Source organism: Delftia sp. WSY_16 (genome assembly GCF_043104415.1).
GTDB lineage: Bacteria > Pseudomonadota > Gammaproteobacteria > Burkholderiales > Burkholderiaceae_C > Comamonas > Comamonas tsuruhatensis.
The window spans coordinates 18,460-33,559 of the sequence record NZ_JBICKS010000023.1 but is presented as its reverse complement, the minus strand read 5'-3'; the positions used below and the strand labels follow the sequence as shown (position 1 = coordinate 33,559).

At 68.0% G+C, this 15,100-nt stretch carries 14 protein-coding genes; 11 read left to right on the top strand and 3 right to left on the bottom strand.

From position 1 onward, the window contains the following. Positions 1-91: 91 nt before the first annotated feature. Genes secD through ACF8O7_RS13810 form a run of 3 tightly spaced genes read left to right on the top strand, consistent with a single transcriptional unit; the run spans position 92 to position 5,438 of the window. Entirely contained in the window at positions 92-2,014 is a 1,923-nt protein-coding gene (gene secD / locus ACF8O7_RS13820) for a protein translocase subunit SecD (RefSeq protein ID WP_016454252.1), read from the top strand. A 13-nt stretch (positions 2,015-2,027) separates the two neighbouring features. Continuing rightward, entirely contained in the window at positions 2,028-2,978 is a 951-nt protein-coding gene (gene secF, locus ACF8O7_RS13815) for a protein translocase subunit SecF (protein WP_016449364.1), read from the top strand. 39 nt (positions 2,979-3,017) lie between these two features. After that, complete coding sequence (locus ACF8O7_RS13810; RefSeq protein ID WP_133072862.1) at positions 3,018-5,438, top strand: DUF1631 family protein; 2,421 nt, start codon at positions 3,018-3,020, stop codon at positions 5,436-5,438. A 143-nt stretch (positions 5,439-5,581) separates the two neighbouring features. Here ACF8O7_RS13810 and dprA read toward each other — a convergent pair whose 3' ends face one another. Together dprA and ACF8O7_RS13800 are read right to left on the bottom strand one after the other, a co-directional pair. Continuing rightward, positions 5,582-6,787, bottom strand: a complete 1,206-nt coding sequence (gene dprA, locus ACF8O7_RS13805; RefSeq protein ID WP_392443546.1) for a DNA-processing protein DprA — start codon at positions 6,785-6,787, stop codon at positions 5,582-5,584. A 25-nt stretch (positions 6,788-6,812) separates the two neighbouring features. Further along, positions 6,813-8,018: a LysM peptidoglycan-binding domain-containing protein gene (locus tag ACF8O7_RS13800; protein WP_047218912.1), complete on the bottom strand. Its 1,206-nt coding sequence runs from the start codon at positions 8,016-8,018 to the stop codon at positions 6,813-6,815. A gap of 199 nt (positions 8,019-8,217) precedes the next feature. Here ACF8O7_RS13800 and def point away from each other — a divergent pair, with 199 nt between their 5' ends. The 8 genes from def to ACF8O7_RS13760 all read left to right on the top strand — a co-directional run bounded on the left by def (position 8,218) and on the right by ACF8O7_RS13760 (position 14,120). Beyond that, positions 8,218-8,730, top strand: coding sequence for a peptide deformylase (gene def / locus ACF8O7_RS13795; protein WP_016449360.1), 513 nt, complete (start codon positions 8,218-8,220; stop codon positions 8,728-8,730). Then, positions 8,727-9,260 (top strand): hypothetical protein, encoded by a 534-nt coding sequence (locus ACF8O7_RS13790; RefSeq protein ID WP_016449359.1) that lies wholly within the window; start codon positions 8,727-8,729, stop codon positions 9,258-9,260. Before def ends, ACF8O7_RS13790 begins: the two co-directional genes overlap by 4 nt. Positions 9,261-9,296: 36 nt before the next feature. Further along, a complete protein-coding gene (gene fmt, locus ACF8O7_RS13785; RefSeq protein WP_126311108.1) occupies positions 9,297-10,280 on the top strand; it encodes a methionyl-tRNA formyltransferase in 984 nt (327 codons plus the stop codon). Further along, complete coding sequence (locus ACF8O7_RS13780; protein WP_046986000.1) at positions 10,277-11,143, top strand: AzlC family ABC transporter permease; 867 nt, start codon at positions 10,277-10,279, stop codon at positions 11,141-11,143. Before fmt ends, ACF8O7_RS13780 begins: the two co-directional genes overlap by 4 nt. Then, positions 11,143-11,478, top strand: a complete 336-nt coding sequence (locus tag ACF8O7_RS13775) for an AzlD domain-containing protein (protein ID WP_012202761.1) — start codon at positions 11,143-11,145, stop codon at positions 11,476-11,478. The genes ACF8O7_RS13780 and ACF8O7_RS13775 overlap by 1 nt, the downstream gene beginning before the upstream one ends. A gap of 192 nt (positions 11,479-11,670) precedes the next feature. Then, on the top strand, positions 11,671-12,864 hold the full coding sequence (locus ACF8O7_RS13770; RefSeq protein ID WP_026062985.1) for a phosphoglycerate kinase: 1,194 nt from the start codon (positions 11,671-11,673) through the stop codon (positions 12,862-12,864). A 120-nt stretch (positions 12,865-12,984) separates the two neighbouring features. Further along, positions 12,985-13,524: a hypothetical protein gene (locus ACF8O7_RS13765; protein WP_046985999.1), complete on the top strand. Its 540-nt coding sequence runs from the start codon at positions 12,985-12,987 to the stop codon at positions 13,522-13,524. Further along, on the top strand, positions 13,521-14,120 hold the full coding sequence (locus tag ACF8O7_RS13760) for a FlgO family outer membrane protein (RefSeq protein WP_017407706.1): 600 nt from the start codon (positions 13,521-13,523) through the stop codon (positions 14,118-14,120). The genes ACF8O7_RS13765 and ACF8O7_RS13760 overlap by 4 nt, the downstream gene beginning before the upstream one ends. 74 nt (positions 14,121-14,194) lie before the next feature. Here ACF8O7_RS13760 and ACF8O7_RS13755 read toward each other — a convergent pair whose 3' ends face one another. Further along, positions 14,195-15,076, bottom strand: coding sequence for a DMT family transporter (locus ACF8O7_RS13755; RefSeq protein ID WP_126311107.1), 882 nt, complete (start codon positions 15,074-15,076; stop codon positions 14,195-14,197). Between the last annotated feature and the right edge of the window lie 24 nt (positions 15,077-15,100).

Here is a 15,100-nt window from a genome sequence, read left to right as displayed (position 1 = left end):
GCGCTGTCCCTGTCTTGCGGGTGTGCGGACCGCGCAGGCGGCAGCACACCCTTTTGTGCGTTGCTGTCTACAAAGAGCGAAGAGCGCGATCATGAACCGATATCCGGTCTGGAAGTACGCGATCATCGTGATCGCGCTGCTGGTAGGGGTGCTCTACACCCTGCCCAATTTTTTCGGTGAGGCGCCTGCGGTGCAGGTCTCCTCGGCCAAGGCCACCATCAAGGTGGACAACGCCGTGCTGCAGAAAGTCGAAGAGGCCTTGAAGGCTGCCGATGTCAAGCCCGACGTCCTGTCCATCGAAGGCACCTCGGTGCGCGCGCGGTTCAACACGCCCGACGAGCAGCTCAAGGCCAAGGACGTGATCCAGAAGGCCCTGATCCCCGATGCCAACGACCCGGCCTACATCGTGGCCCTGAACCTGGTGTCGCGCTCGCCGCAATGGCTCACGGCCGTCGGCGCCAAGCCCATGTACCTGGGGCTGGACCTGCGCGGTGGCGTGCACTTCATGCTGCAGGTGGACATGGCTGCCGCCCTGACCAAGAAGGCCGACTCCTTTGCCGGCGACCTGCGCAGCTCGCTGCGCGACAAGAACATCCGCCACGGCGGCGTCTCGCGCAACGGCAACACCGTCGAGATCCGCGTGCGCGACGAAGCCATGCTCACGGCCGCGCGCAACCTGGTCTCCGACCAGTTCCCCGATCTGGCGGCCACCTCCGAGCCGGATGGCGCAGGCTTCAAGCTGCTGGCCTCCATCAAGCCCGAAGCCCTGCGCAAGGTGCAGGAGCAGGCGCTCAAGCAGAACATCGTCACCCTGCACAACCGTATCAACGAGCTGGGCGTGGCCGAGCCCGTGATCCAGCAGCAGGGCCTGGACCGCATCATCGTGCAACTGCCCGGCGTGCAGGACACGGCCAAGGCCAAGGACATCCTGGGTCGCACGGCCACGCTGGAAGTGCGCCTGGTCGACGAATCCTCCGAGGCGCGCGGCGCCGAACTGGGTTCGGGCCCCGTGCCCTTCGGCTCCGAGCGCTACCTGGACCGCAACGCCCAGGCCGTGATCGTGCAAAAGCAGGTCGTGCTGACCGGCGAGAACCTCACCGACGCACAGCCCGGCTTCGACAGCCAGACCCAGGAGCCCACGGTCAACCTGGTGCTGGATGCCAAGGGCGCACGCATCTTCAAGGACATCACGCGCGAGAACGTGGGCAAGCGCATGGCCATCATCCTGTTCGAAAAGGGCAAGGGCGAGGTCGTGACGGCTCCCGTGATCCGCACCGAGATCGGCGGCGGACGCGTGCAGATCTCGGGCCGCATGACCACGGCGGAAGCCAACGACACGGCCCTGCTGCTGCGCGCCGGCTCGCTGGCCGCGCCCATGGAGATCATCGAGGAATACACCATCGGCCCCAGCCTGGGCGCCGACAACATCAACCGCGGCATCCACTCCGTGGTCTGGGGCCTGGTGGCCATCGCGGCCTTCATGTGCGTGTACTACCTGCTGTTCGGCGTGATCTCCACGGTGGCCCTGTCGGTCAACGTGCTGCTGCTGCTGGCCATCCTGTCCATGCTGCAGGCCACGCTGACCCTGCCCGGCATCGCCGCCATGGCGCTGGCGCTGGGCGTGGCCATCGACTCCAACGTGCTGATCAACGAGCGCATCCGCGAGGAACTGCGCGGCGGCGCGTCGCCGCAGGCGGCCATCCATGCGGGCTACGAGAACGCATGGCACACCATCCTGGACTCGAACGTGACCACGCTGATCGCGGGCCTGGCGCTGCTGGCCTTCGGCTCCGGCCCGGTGCGCGGCTTCGCCGTGGTGCACTGCATCGGCATCCTGACCAGCATGTTCTCGGCCGTGTTCTTCTCGCGCGGCCTGGTCAACCTCTGGTACGGCCGCCGCAAGAAGCTCAAGAGCATTTCCATCGGCCAGGTCTGGAAGCCTGAAGACACCAGCCAGCTGCGCTCGGTGACGGCCAAGGGATCCAGCGTCGCCGATTCCGGCGCCAACAACTGAAAGGGGGAAGACCATGGAGTTCTTCCGCATCCGCAAAGACATCCCCTTCATGAAGTACGCGTTGATCCTCAACGCGGTGTCCTTCATCACCTTCGCGCTGGCCGTGTTCTTCCTGCTCACCCGCGGCCTGCACCTGTCCGTGGAATTCACGGGCGGCACCGTGATGGAGGTGGCCTATACCCAGCCCGCCAACATCGCCAAGGTGCGCGACACGGTCGCCGGCCTCGGCTACGCCGATGTCACGGTGCAGAACTTCGGCACATCGCGCGACGTGATGATCCGCCTGCCCGTGCAAAAGGACGTGACCTCGGCCCAGCAAAGCGAGCAAGTACTCACGGCACTCAAGAAGGAAGACGCCGAAGTCACGCTGCGCCGCACCGAGTTCGTGGGCCCGCAGGTGGGTGACGAGCTCATGCACAACGGCCTGATGGCCCTGGGCTTCGTGGTGCTGGGCATCGTGATCTACCTGGCCATGCGCTTCGAGTGGAAGTTCGGCGTGGCCGCCGTGATCGCCAACCTGCACGACGTGATCATCATCCTGGGCTTCTTCGCGTTCTTCCAATGGGAGTTCTCGCTGTCGGTGCTGGCCGGCGTGCTGGCCGTGCTGGGCTACTCGGTCAACGAGTCGGTCGTGATCTTCGACCGTATCCGCGAAGCCTTCCGCAAGTTCCGCAAGCTCAGCACCACCGAGGTGATCGACCACGCCATCACCAGCACCATGAGCCGCACCATCATCACCCACGCCTCCACCGAGGCCATGGTGCTGTCCATGTTCTTCTTCGGCGGTCCCAGCCTGCACTACTTCGCGCTGGCGCTGACCATCGGCATCCTGTTCGGCATCTATTCCTCGGTCTTCGTGGCCGCCGCCATCGCCATGTGGCTGGGCGTCAAGCGCGAGGATCTGATCAAGGCGCCCAAGGCTTCCACGGACCCCAACGACCCCAACGCCGGCGCCACCGTGTAAGCGGATGTTTTAGCCCTGGACCGGCTTACACTCCCGGGCATGCCCTCCCTGCCCCACCCTTCCAACGCGCCTGCTGGCCCCCAGTCCTCCCTGGGCCAGCAGGCGCGTTTGCATTGGGTGCGAGGACTGTGCAAGGGCCTGCCCGGCGTGGCCCAGCAGCTGCTGGCGCAGATGGAGCAACAGGCCCAGGCCGTGGGCACGCAGCGCGAAATGCAGGAGCGGCGTGAAGCCTGGGGCAACTACCGCCAGCACCAGAGCGCCTGGCTGAACGCCAGCATGCAGGCCCTGCAAGGCGCGCTGCAGCCGGCCAAAGCCGCGCCTGCCGCCGTGCCGCAGCGCGGCGCGCTGCAGTTCGAGTTGCTCAGCGACGATGTGGTGGAGAACAAGATCCTGGCCTCCCGCATGGCCCTGGCCATGGGAGAGACCGCAGCGCCGGCCTTCGACACGCTGCGTCTGCGCATGCAGTTCATCGAGGGCCGCGAGCTGCCCTCGGACGACATCCTGCGCACCGAAACCGTGTGCCGGCACCTGGTCGAGCAATGGCTGGCCACGGGCCTGCAGCGCGGTGATCTGCAGCGCGTGCTGGACCTGCTGCAGACGGCCCTGGCGCCCGTGCTGGTGACCGAGTACCAGGCCGCCCATGTGCTGCTGGACGGCCAGGGCGTCACCCGCTCGCAGGACGTGGCCATGCGCGTGCGGCGCACCGAGGCAGGCAACTCCACGCGCGCCATGGGCCTGGGCCAGACCGCCGCGCCACCTGCTGCGGCCTCGCAGCATGCCACTGCATCACAGCATTCCTCGGCCTATGCGCCCACGCAGATGGGCGGCGTGCCCGGCGCTGCCGCCTACCCGCCTGACGCCGCCGCGCCCCATGGCCAGATGCCGGCGATGCCCGCCATGCCCGTAGGCCTGACAACCCTTTCGCGCGCACGCCACCGCGCCCAGGAAGTCGTGGGCCAGTTGCGCCGCCTGCTCATGCAGCCGGGCGTGGGCGTGCAGGGCCTGGTGCCCGGTGTGGGCGCAGGCATGCCCCAGGCGCCCGCATCGGCCGCGCTGACCCAGGCCTTGCTGGAGCAGCGCGTGGTGGCCCAGACGCAGTACCAGCAGATGCTGGCCCAGGGCCTGACCACGCTGCACATCGATGTCAGCCCGGCTGCCATCGGCCAGCTGGTCGGGCAGGTGCGCGAACGTTCGGCCGACCTCAAGCGCAAGGCCACCACCTCGGGCGAAAAGGCCACCATCGAGATCGTGGCCCTGATGTTCCAGGCCATCCTGACCGAGGACCGCATCCCGCCCTCGGTGCGGGTCTGGTTTGCCCGGCTGCAGGTGCCCGTGCTGCGCGTGGCACTGGCCGAGCCGGAATTCTTCAGCAACCTGCGCCATCCGGCCCGGCTGCTGATCGACCGCCTGGGCTCCTGCGTGATGGGATTCGACGCCTCCAGCATCAGCGGCAGCGCGCTGGAGTCCGAGATCCGGCGCATCGTCCAGGTCATCGAGCAATACCCCGAAACGGGCCAGAAAGTGTTCGTGCTGGTGCTGCGCGAGTTCGAGGATTTCCTGGCGCGCTACCTGACCCAGTCGCAGGACAAGGCCAAGATCGTCACCGTGGCCCAGCAGGTGGAGCAAAAGGAAACCCTGGCCATCCAATACACGATCGAGCTGCGCCACCTGCTCACCGACATGCCGGTGCGCAAGGAGATCCGCGAGTTCCTGTTCAAGACCTGGACCGAGGCGCTGGCCCTGGCCGCCGTGCGCCACGGTGCCAAGGACGCGCGCACCATGCGCTTCAAGCAGGCCGCCAGCGAACTGGTCTGGGCCGCCAGCGCCAAGCCCACGCGCCAGGAACGCTCGCGCGTGATCCAGACGCTGCCGACGCTTTTGCAGACCCTGCGCGAAGGACTGGCCCTGATCGGTGTCACGGGCGACGCCCAGTCCACGCGCATCAAGCTGGTCACCGACACGCTGGCCGAGGCCTTTGTCTCCAAGACCGCGACCATCGCCCCGGCCCGCATCGAGGCCATGGCGCAGCGGCTGGCCCATCTGGAGCAGTACATCAATGAAGACGGCATGCTCGACGAGGACATGCCGCTGTCGCCCGAGAACATCGAGATGATCCTGGGCGTGGACACGGCCGGCCTCAACGTCATCCCGAGCACGAACACGGCCGTGGAGCCGGTGATGCTGGAATGGGCGGCCTCTCTGGAGACGGGCCGCTGGTTCACCCTGGACCACAACGGCGCGCGCATCCAGGTGCAATACACCTGGCGCAGCCGCCGCAAGCAACTGCACCTGTTCGCCGCGCTCGATGGCACCTGCCACCTGCTGCAGCTGCGGCGCATGGCCTCCTACCTGCAGTCCGGCCTGCTGGCCGTGCATGACGAGGAGGCGCTCACCGTGCGCGCGACGCGGGATGCGCTGCAGAAGATTCAGGCGAACCCTGAAAGGCTAAGCTCCCCCTGAGGCGCTACGCGCCTTCCCCCCGGGGCACGGCGCCTCTCTACCCGCTTCGCGGGGGAGGGGGACGATGCCATCGGCTAGGCGCCCCCACTGCGAGGCGGCTCTTGCTCGGCATATCCCGCTTGGGGACGCGCCAGTTTTTGAGATCAGGCCTGGGCCAGGCGCTGGAACAGGCCGCCGGGCAGGCGTTCCACGCGGCCTTCCAGTTCCAGCTCCAGCAGGTGGGCCTGCAGGACTGCGGCGTCCATGCCTGTGCGGTCCATGAGCTCGTCCAGCGACAGCGGGTCGTGGGCCAGGGCGCGCAGGGTGGCGTCGCTCTCAGGGTCCTGGGCGGACTGGACAGCTGCCGCTGCCGATACAGGCTTGGGAAGCGGCAGGCGCGCGGCCGTGCCCTGCAGCTCATCGAGCACGTCCTGCGCCGTTTCCACGAGCTTGGCGCCCTGGCGCAGCAGCCCATGGCAGCCGCGCGACTGGGGCGCGTGGATGGAGCCAGGAATGGCAAAGACTTCGCGGCCCTGTTCGCTGGCCAGCCTGGCCGTGATCAGCGAGCCCGACTGCAGGGCCGCCTCGACCACCAGCGTGCCCTGGGACAGGCCCGCGATGATGCGGTTGCGCTGCGGAAAGTGCGCGGCCATGGGGCCGGTGCCCAGCGGATATTCGCTGACGATCAGCCCGTGGCTGGCCACTTCGCGGGCCAGGGCGGCATGGCGCCGCGGGTAAACCTGGTCCAGGCCCGTGCCGACGACGGCAATGGTGACGGGAGCACCCAGCCCGCCCAGGCGTGGCGCCGCGCGCAGCGCGCCTTCATGGGCCGCGCCATCCACGCCCTGCGCCAGTCCGGAGACGATGCACAGGCCGGCCTCGGCCAGCGCCTGCGCCATGGCACGCGCGTTGGCCGCGCCCTGGACCGTCGGCCCGCGGCTGCCGACCATGGCCAGGGACTGTGGATAGGGGAACCAGGGGCCAGAACCTGTCATGCAGCGCTCGCTGCCCTGCACATGCAGCAGCAGCGGCGGATCTTCGGTCTGCAGCAGCGCCTGCGGATACTGGGGATGGCCCAGCGCAAGCACGGCATGCAACTGCCCGGAAGCGGGCTGGTCCAGCCATTGCGCCGTGGCCGCCACAAGCTGCTCCAGGCGCTGGGGCACGGTCTGCAGGGCATGGGCCTGAGCGGCGGTCACCAGTCCGTGCCAGGCGGACGGCGGGCCGCTCCAGATGTCCTGCGCAACACCGCAGGCCGCCAACAGACGCCGGGCCGTGGTGCGGCCCACTCCGGGCGTCAGCAGCAGCCGGAGCCAGGCAGAGAGTTCGTCAGGAGCCAACCGGTCCGTGGACTGCAGGGCGGCCGCCATGACGCTGCCGGCAGGCCGTGGTGGCTCAAGGAGCCGGCGAGGTCAGGCTGTCGCCGACCTCGACACCGCGCCGCGCCTCCAGGATCAGCGCGTAGGAGACGCGATCGAAGGTCCGGAACACCATGGCATGGCCGTTGTGTTCGTCGGGCAGTTGCACCTCTTCCTTTTTCTCGCCCGTCTTGTCCACGATGCGTGCGCCGCGGCGTATCAGCTCCAGCACCGTGCCCACGTCCATGCCGTCCTGCGTGCCCTTGTTGATGGCAATGACCTGGTTGTTGGCCGCCCAGCGCACGGCCTGATCACCGTACAGGGAAACCACATGGGCCTTCACTGCCTGTTGCGGCGCGTGGGGCGCGTAGTTCATGTAGGTGCGCTCGGGCGCGGGCAGCAGGCGGTCGCCGGCGCGCATTTCGGTCTTGGAACGCGACAGGTCCACCGTGGCGGGAGAGTTCTGCTGGTGCTTTTCGCCCTTGCTGTCGACGATCTCCAGCGTGGTCTCGCCCTCGATGAGATCGGCCAGGCCCAGGTACTTGGCCTCATAGCCCAGCACCTCGCCGGAGATGGGATCCTTGAGCGCCACGGCATCGCGGAAGACGCGGTACTGGCGCGGCAGGCCGTCGCCCTTGCGCAGCGGCGCCTCGGCGGTGCCGCGTGCATAGGCGCGGTCGCCGCTGGCCATGAGCACGCGCTCGTCCGTGGTGGCGATCAGGCGTGGCGCGCGCAGCAGCGTTTCGGCATCGACGACCAGGGGCTCGGCCAGGAAGGGCTCGATCAGATGGGGCTGCAGCGTGGGCAGGGCCGCCTGGGCCAGGGATTCGCTGCGCGTGCTCGGAGTGATGCGGACCACGCCGGGCTCGCCGCCATCGCCCATGGGGCGGGCCGTGCTCAGGCGGGCGTAGCCGTCACGCTTGTCCAGGTACAGCACCTGGCCCGGATAGATGAGATGGGGGTTGGCGATGGCCTGCATGTTCATGCCCCACAGCTCGGGCCAGCGCCAGGGACGGCGCAGGAACATGCCGGAGATGCCCCACAGCGTGTCGCCGCGCTTGACGGTGTAGCTGTCGGGCGCATCGGGCGCCAGCTCACCCACGGGAACGCCCTGCTGCGCCACCTGCTGGGCTGCCGAGCGCTGCGATGGCGTCACCGGATACTGCTGCGCGTGGGCCGCCGCACACGCGGCGATCAGGGCCGAGGCAACAGTCCAGGTACGAGCTGTGGCGAATGCAGTCATGGAATTCCTCTTCTTGTGTCTGACACAGCGTCCCTCCTAGGCACTGCGGCACGGCCGATCTTGTCATGAACGGCCATACAGGTCTTACAAATCAGCAAAGATTCTGCGTGCAAGGCCATGAGAGGGCAACGCTTATTGCGTCGTCCCGCTGCGCCCAGGCAGAAAAGTGGCGAAAATAACGACATTCACCGACCACGCCATGTCCATTCTGCCCATTCTTTGCTATCCCGACCCCCGCCTGCACACCGTCGCCAAGCCGGTCGCCAAGGTCGATGACCGCATTCGCCAACTGGTCCAGGACATGTACGCCACCATGTATGACGCCCAGGGCGTGGGACTGGCCGCCACCCAGGTGAATGTGCATGAACGCGTGGTCGTGGTCGATGTCTCCGAAGGCCGCGACGAGCCCTTTGCGCTGATCAACCCCGAGCTGCTCTGGGCCAGCGACGAGAAGCAATTGGGCGAGGAAGGCTGTCTGTCCGTGCCCGGCATCTACGACGGTGTCGAACGCTCCACGGCCATCAAGGTCAAGGCGCTGGACGAGAACGGCAACGAACGCATCATCGAGGCCGAAGGCTTCAAGGCCATCTGCATCCAGCACGAGATGGACCACCTGATGGGCAAGGTCTTCGTCGAATACCTGTCGCCGCTCAAGCGCAACCGCATCAAGACCAAGCTGCTCAAGCAGCAGAAACAGGCAGAACGCGCATGACCCGCCTGCCAGCGCCTCGCTTCATGCCGCGCTGGAAGATGGACGGCGCGGGCCTCGTTGCCTGGGCGCTGCTGGCCCTGTCCCTGCTGCTGGCCGGCTGCACCGTACCCGAGTGGCAAAAGCCCGGCACGCCACGGGCCGACATCGAGCGATCCATGGGCCGCCCGACCCTGAGCCTGCCGCTGGACGGCGGCGGCACGCGCCTGGTCTACAGCTGGCAGCCTGCAGGCCAGCAGGTCTATCATATGGATTTCGACGCCAGCCAGCGCCTGGTGCGCGTGGAGCAGGCGCTCACCATCGAACGCTTCCACGCCCTGCGCAATGGCGAGGACACCCGGGAAAGCGTACGCCAGCTCTTCGGCCCGCCTGCGCTGATCGAGAGGGTCTACAGTTTCAACGGCGACATCTGGACCTACCGTATCCTGGAAAATGGCATTCGCCGCCAGGCCCATGTGCATATCGACCCCGCCGGCGTGGTGCGCCGCGTGATGTTCACCGACGAAGTGTTCAATGACGACGATCGGCGTTGAGCCTGCACACCGTCCCCACCGTCCCTACTGGATTGCATGAGAGTCATTTTTGCCGGCACGCCCGAGTTCGCGCGCGTTGCCCTTGAACGCCTGCTCGCCGCGGGCTTCACCGTCCCCCTGGTGCTGACCCAGCCCGACCGTCCCGCCGGGCGCGGCATGAAGCTGCAGGCCTCTCCCGTCAAGCAGTGCGCTCTGGAGCATGGCATTGCCGTGGCCCAGCCGCGCAGCCTGCGCCTGGACGGCAAATACCCCGAAGAGGCCGCCGCCGCCCGCGCCGCCATCGAAGCGGCCCAGGCCGATGTCATGGTCGTGGCCGCCTACGGACTGATCCTGCCGCAGTGGGTGCTCGATACGCCTCCGCGCGGCTGCCTGAACATCCACGCCAGCCTGCTGCCGCGCTGGCGCGGCGCCGCCCCCATCCACCGCGCCATCGAGGCCGGTGATGCCGAGACCGGCGTCACCATCATGCAGATGGATGCGGGCCTGGACACGGGCGACATGTGCCTGATCGAGCGCCTGCCCATCACCGCCGACGACACCACGGCCAGCCTGCACGACAAGCTGGCCGACCTGGGCGGGCGCCTCATCGTCGAGGCGCTGGAGATGAGCGCCTGCGGCGGCCTGCCGCGCACGCCCCAGCCTGCCGAAGGCGTGAACTACGCGCACAAGATCGAAAAGGCCGAAAGCCAGATCGACTGGCGCCAGGATGCCGAGGCCATTGCCCGGCGCCTGCGCGCCTTCAACCCCTTCCCAGGTGGCGCCACGCAGTACGGCGATGAAGCCATCAAGGTCTGGGAGGCTCACGCCGACCCCGCCGCCGCCGTGGCGGCGGCAGTGCCCGGCACCGTGCTGTCCGCAGGCGCCGACGGCGTGCGCGTGGCCTGCGGCCAGGGCGTGCTGTGCATGACGCTGCTGCAGCGCGCGGGCGGCAAGCGGCTGGCGGCGGGCGATTTCCTGCGCGGCTTCGATCTGCCTGAAGGAGCCATCCTGGACGGTGCTGCCAGCGGCGGCACGCCATGAACCTGCAGCCCCTGGTGGAGCGCGCACGCGGCATTGCGCGCGATCCCGCCTTCATGACCGGCGTGCGCGACATGTCGGGCACGGCGCTGGGCATCGGCGCCTGGGGCCTGGTCACGGGCGTGGCCATGATCAAGAGCGGCATGTCCCTGCCCCTGGCGCTGTTCATGGGCCTGCTGGTCTATGCCGGCAGTGCCCAGCTGGCCGTGCTGCCGCTGATGGCCGTGGGCGCGCCCATGTGGGTGGTCTGGTTCACGGCCATCTGCGTGAACCTGCGCTTCGTCATCCTCAGCAGCATGTGGCGCAGCTACTTTGCCCACCTGCGCCTGCGCCACCGCCTGGCCATCGCCTATTTCAGCGGCGACGTGATCTTCGTGGGCTTCATGAAGCGCTACCCCGATGCCCGGCCCCAGCCCGAGCAGCTGCCCTATTTCTGGGGTGCCGCATCGACCAACTGGCTGGCCTGGCAGATCCCGTCCACGCTGGGCATCCTGCTGGCCGACCAGGTGCCCCTGTCCTGGGGCCTGGGCTTTGCGGGCGTGCTGGCCCTGATGGGCGTGCTGCTGTCCATGCTCAACGACCGTGCCACCTGGGTGGCAGGCGTGGTTGCAGCCAGCGCGGCCGTGGCGGCCTTTGCGCTGCCGCTCAAGCTCAATATCCTCGTGGCCATCGCGGCAGCCGTGGCCGCAGGCCTGCTGGCGGAATCGCTGCAGCAGCGCCTGCGCGCACTGCAGGCGCCTGAAAAAGAGGAGCCAGGCCCGGTGATTCTCCCGCCCGATACAGCCCATGGCGAGCGCCATGCCCGGCTGCCGCTGGACGAAGACGTCCGACCCGTGGAAACAACCAAGGAAAAGGAAACGCTCTGATGGATCTGTCCTGGCTGTGGCCCTGGCTGGCCTGCGTGGGCCTGGCGGCCATTACGCTGTTCACACGCGCCTTCTTCCTGATTCCCGAGCGCGAGGTGCCCTTGCCGCAATGGCTCAAGCGCGGCCTCAAGTACGCGCCGCTGGCGGCCCTGGCGGCCGTGATTGCGCCCGAGATCGTGATGACCAACGGCCGGCTGATCTCCACCGTGGTCGATGCGCGCCTGCCGGCCCTGGCTTGCGCGGTCATGTATTTTTTTTACAAGCGCAGCATCATGGGAACGATCGCGCTTGGCATGGCGGTCTATCTGCCACTGCATATCGGCCTGGGCTGGTAGGCGCAGCGCGGCCGAGAGCGACCGAGAGCGCCCGGCTGCCCGGCTGAAACCGGATTACAGGCGCTCCCGATGCCCCGGATCGCCGGTGCGCCCGCCCGCTGCCAGGGCGGGCACGCCGCCTACAATGGCCGCGCTTTACCCCTTTTTCGTTTCAATTCCATGGCGATCGCCACCGATCGCAACGCCGCCGTCATGAACATTCTCCGCTTCTCCGATCTGTGCGCCCAGGGCAAGGCCCAGGGCCAGCGCGTCTTCATCCGCGCCGACCTCAACGTGCCCCTGAACGATGCTGGCGAGATCACCGAGGACACGCGCGTGCGCGCCTCCGTGCCCGCCATCGAGATGGCACTGAAGGCCGGCGCCGCCGTGATGGTGACCAGCCACCTGGGCCGTCCCACCGAAGGCGAGTTCAAGCCCGCCGATTCGCTGGCGCCCGTGGCCCGCCGCCTGGGCGAGCTGCTGGGCCGCGAAGTGCCCCTGGTCGCCGACTGGGTGGACGGCGTGCAGGTGGCGCCCGGCCAGGTCGTGCTGCTGGAGAACTGCCGCGTGAACGTGGGCGAGAAGAAGAACAAGGAAGAACTGGCCCGCAAGCTGGCCGCGCTGTGCGACATCTTCGTGCACGACGCCTTCGGCACTGCCCACCGTGCCGAGGGAACCACCTACGGCATCGCCCAGTTCGCGCCCATTGCCTGCGCGGGACCGCTGCTGTCGGCCGAGATCGACGCCATCACCAAGGCCCTGGCCAACCCGCGCCGCCCGCTGGCCGCCATCGTGGCCGGCTCCAAGGTGTCAACCAAGCTGACCATCCTGCAGTCGCTGGCCAAGAACGTGGACCAGCTCATCGTGGGCGGCGGCATTGCCAACACCTTCATGCTGGCGGCGGGCCTGAAGATCGGCAAGAGCCTGGCCGAGGCCGACCTGGTCGGCGAGGCCCGCGCCGTGATCGACGCCATGGCCGCACGCGGCGCCGAGGTGCCGATTCCCACCGACGTGGTGGTCTCCAAGACCTTTGCGGCCGACGCGCCCGCCACCGTCAAGAAGGCCACCGAAGTGGCTGACGACGACATGATCCTGGACATCGGCCCCGAGACCGCCGCCCGCCTGGCCGAGCAACTGCGCAAGGCCGGCACCATCGTCTGGAACGGCCCCATGGGCGTGTTCGAGTTCGACCAGTTCGCCAACGGCACCAAGGTCGTGGCCCAGGCGATTGCCGAGTCCGACGCCTTCAGCATCGCCGGTGGCGGCGATACCCTGGCCGCCATCGCCAAGTACGGCATCGAGGACAAGGTCGGCTACATCTCCACGGGCGGCGGCGCCTTCCTGGAGGTGCTGGAAGGCAAGACCCTGCCTGCCTTCGAGATCCTGCAAAAGCGCGCCAACGGCTGAGCACGGCAACATCCGGATACGGGGCACTTTCTTGTCAGTGCCTCGCGGCGAAGCCACAATCGACACTTTGCGCAGCTGCAGCAATCCGCCGCAGCGCGCCCCCGCACCGAGGAGAAATCCATGCGATCGTTCAAATCCGCCAGCGGCCTGGCCCTGGCGGGCCTCTGCCTGGCCCTGGCGGGCTGCGTCAATGCACCGATGACCAGCTACTTCGAAGCCACGGCCCAGCCCAAGATCGGCGCTGCCGGCCACTGGGACTCCGTGGCCAACGATGTCGTCGCCAAGACGCTGGAGACACTGCAAAAGACCGGCATCGAGCGCACCACGCCGGTCCACGTGGCCCTGCCGGCCGAGCCCAGCCCGTTCGACAAGGGCTTTCGTGAGCTGATCATCACCAAGCTCGTGCAAAGCGGCGTGACCGTCATGCTGCAGCCGGCCCAGGCCCAGCTGCAGGTGAGCTACGGCGCCCAGGTCGTGCGCCACGGCAAGCGCCTGCCCAACCCCGAACTCGTGCTGACGACGACGGTGGTGCGCAACAACCAGTACCTGGCGCGCAAGACCGACGTCTACTACCTCGAAAAGAGCGACGCCGTGCTGTTCACGGCCGAGGACGAGCGCCCCGAATTCCCCACCAAGAACCTGAAGGTGGTGGGCCAATGACGCTGCGCACGCCCCTCCTGCCGGCCGCGCTGGCTGCGGCAGCCCTGCTTTCCGCCTGCGCCGTGCCCGCCCCCGCGCCTTCGCCCGAGTTCTCGGCCGCACGCCGTGGCGAGCCCACCTACCAGTCGGCCGCAGCCAACCCCTTCATCGCCAGCAGCCGCGCTGCCGTGGACGAGCTGGTCAAGGGCCTGAACACCGAGGAACTGGGCGAGGCGCCCGTGCTCGTGGCCACCGTGGTCAACGTCAACGACCTGACGCGCTCGGCCCCGCTGGGCCGCACGCTCAGCGAGCTGTACGCCTCCCAGCTGTCCGCCAAGGGCTACAACGTCAAGGAGCTGAAGCTGCGCGGCGATGTGTACGTCAAGGAAGGCACGGGCGAGCTGCTGCTGTCGCGCGAGATCAAGGACATCGCCCGCAACCACAATGCGGCCCTGGTCCTGGTGGGCACGTACTCGGCAGCTGCCAAGTACACCTATGTGAGCCTGAAGCTGGTTCGCACCGACGACAGCCGCATCGTGCGCAGCCACGACTACGCGCTGCCCAACAACATCGACATCCAGCGCCTGCTGGGCGCCCCGGCCACGGCGCAACGCTGAGGCCCTGCAGCCTGACTGCGCCCGTGTGCGCAGTCAGGCTGCGTCTTCTTCTCCCGACCTTCCCCTGCTTGCCCTCAGCGGCCGCGCGCCGGCCACAGCACCGAGGCGATGGCCACCACCATCAGCGCCACGGCCGTCCAGTCCTGCCAGTGCAGCACCTCGCCCAGCCACCAGGCGCCGCTGAACACGCCCAGCACGGGGATCATCATCACGCTCAGCGTGGACGCCACGGGCGGCAGGCTGCGCGCCAGGAAGAACCAGACCGTCTGGCCAAAGCCCAGCACCAGCACGCCGTTGAAGACGATGGCGCCCGTGGCCTGGGCATCGGGCCAGTGCCACTGGTGGCGCTCGAAGACGAAGGCCAGCACCGTGAGCGTCAGCGCGGTCAGCGCCACCATCCACAGCGTCATCGTCAGCAGGGGCACGGGCACCTCGGCGCGGCGCAGCTTCTGCGTGCCGAAGGCCCAGCTCAGCGCGGCGGCCAGCATCAGGCCCACGCCGATGGGGCGGCTGCCCAGGGCGCCGACCTCGTGCCACAGCAGCAGGAGCACGCCCGCCAAGGCCGCCGCCACACCCGCCCAGGCACGCGGCGCCAGCCGGTCATGGAAGAACAGGCTGCCCAGCACGGCCGAGAAGATGGGCATGGTGTAGCCCAGGATGGCCGCCCGCCCGCTGGACAGCATGGGGATGGCAATGATGATCAGGCTGTTCCACAGCACCATGTTGAACAGCGTCAGCTGCGCCAGCCGGGGCCAATAGGCGCGCGGCACGGCCAGCGGCAAGCGGCGCCAGACCACGAAGGCCGCCAGGATGGGCAGCCCCACCCACATCGAGGCCATGCGGAAACTCAGCGGCGGGAAATGCTGCACGCCCAGCTTCATCACCGGCCAATTGATGCCCCAGATCAGGGTCAGCGCGATCAGCAAAAGGATTTGTCGGGCGGTGAAGGCAGGCATAGGCCGCCGATTGTGCCCATGGGC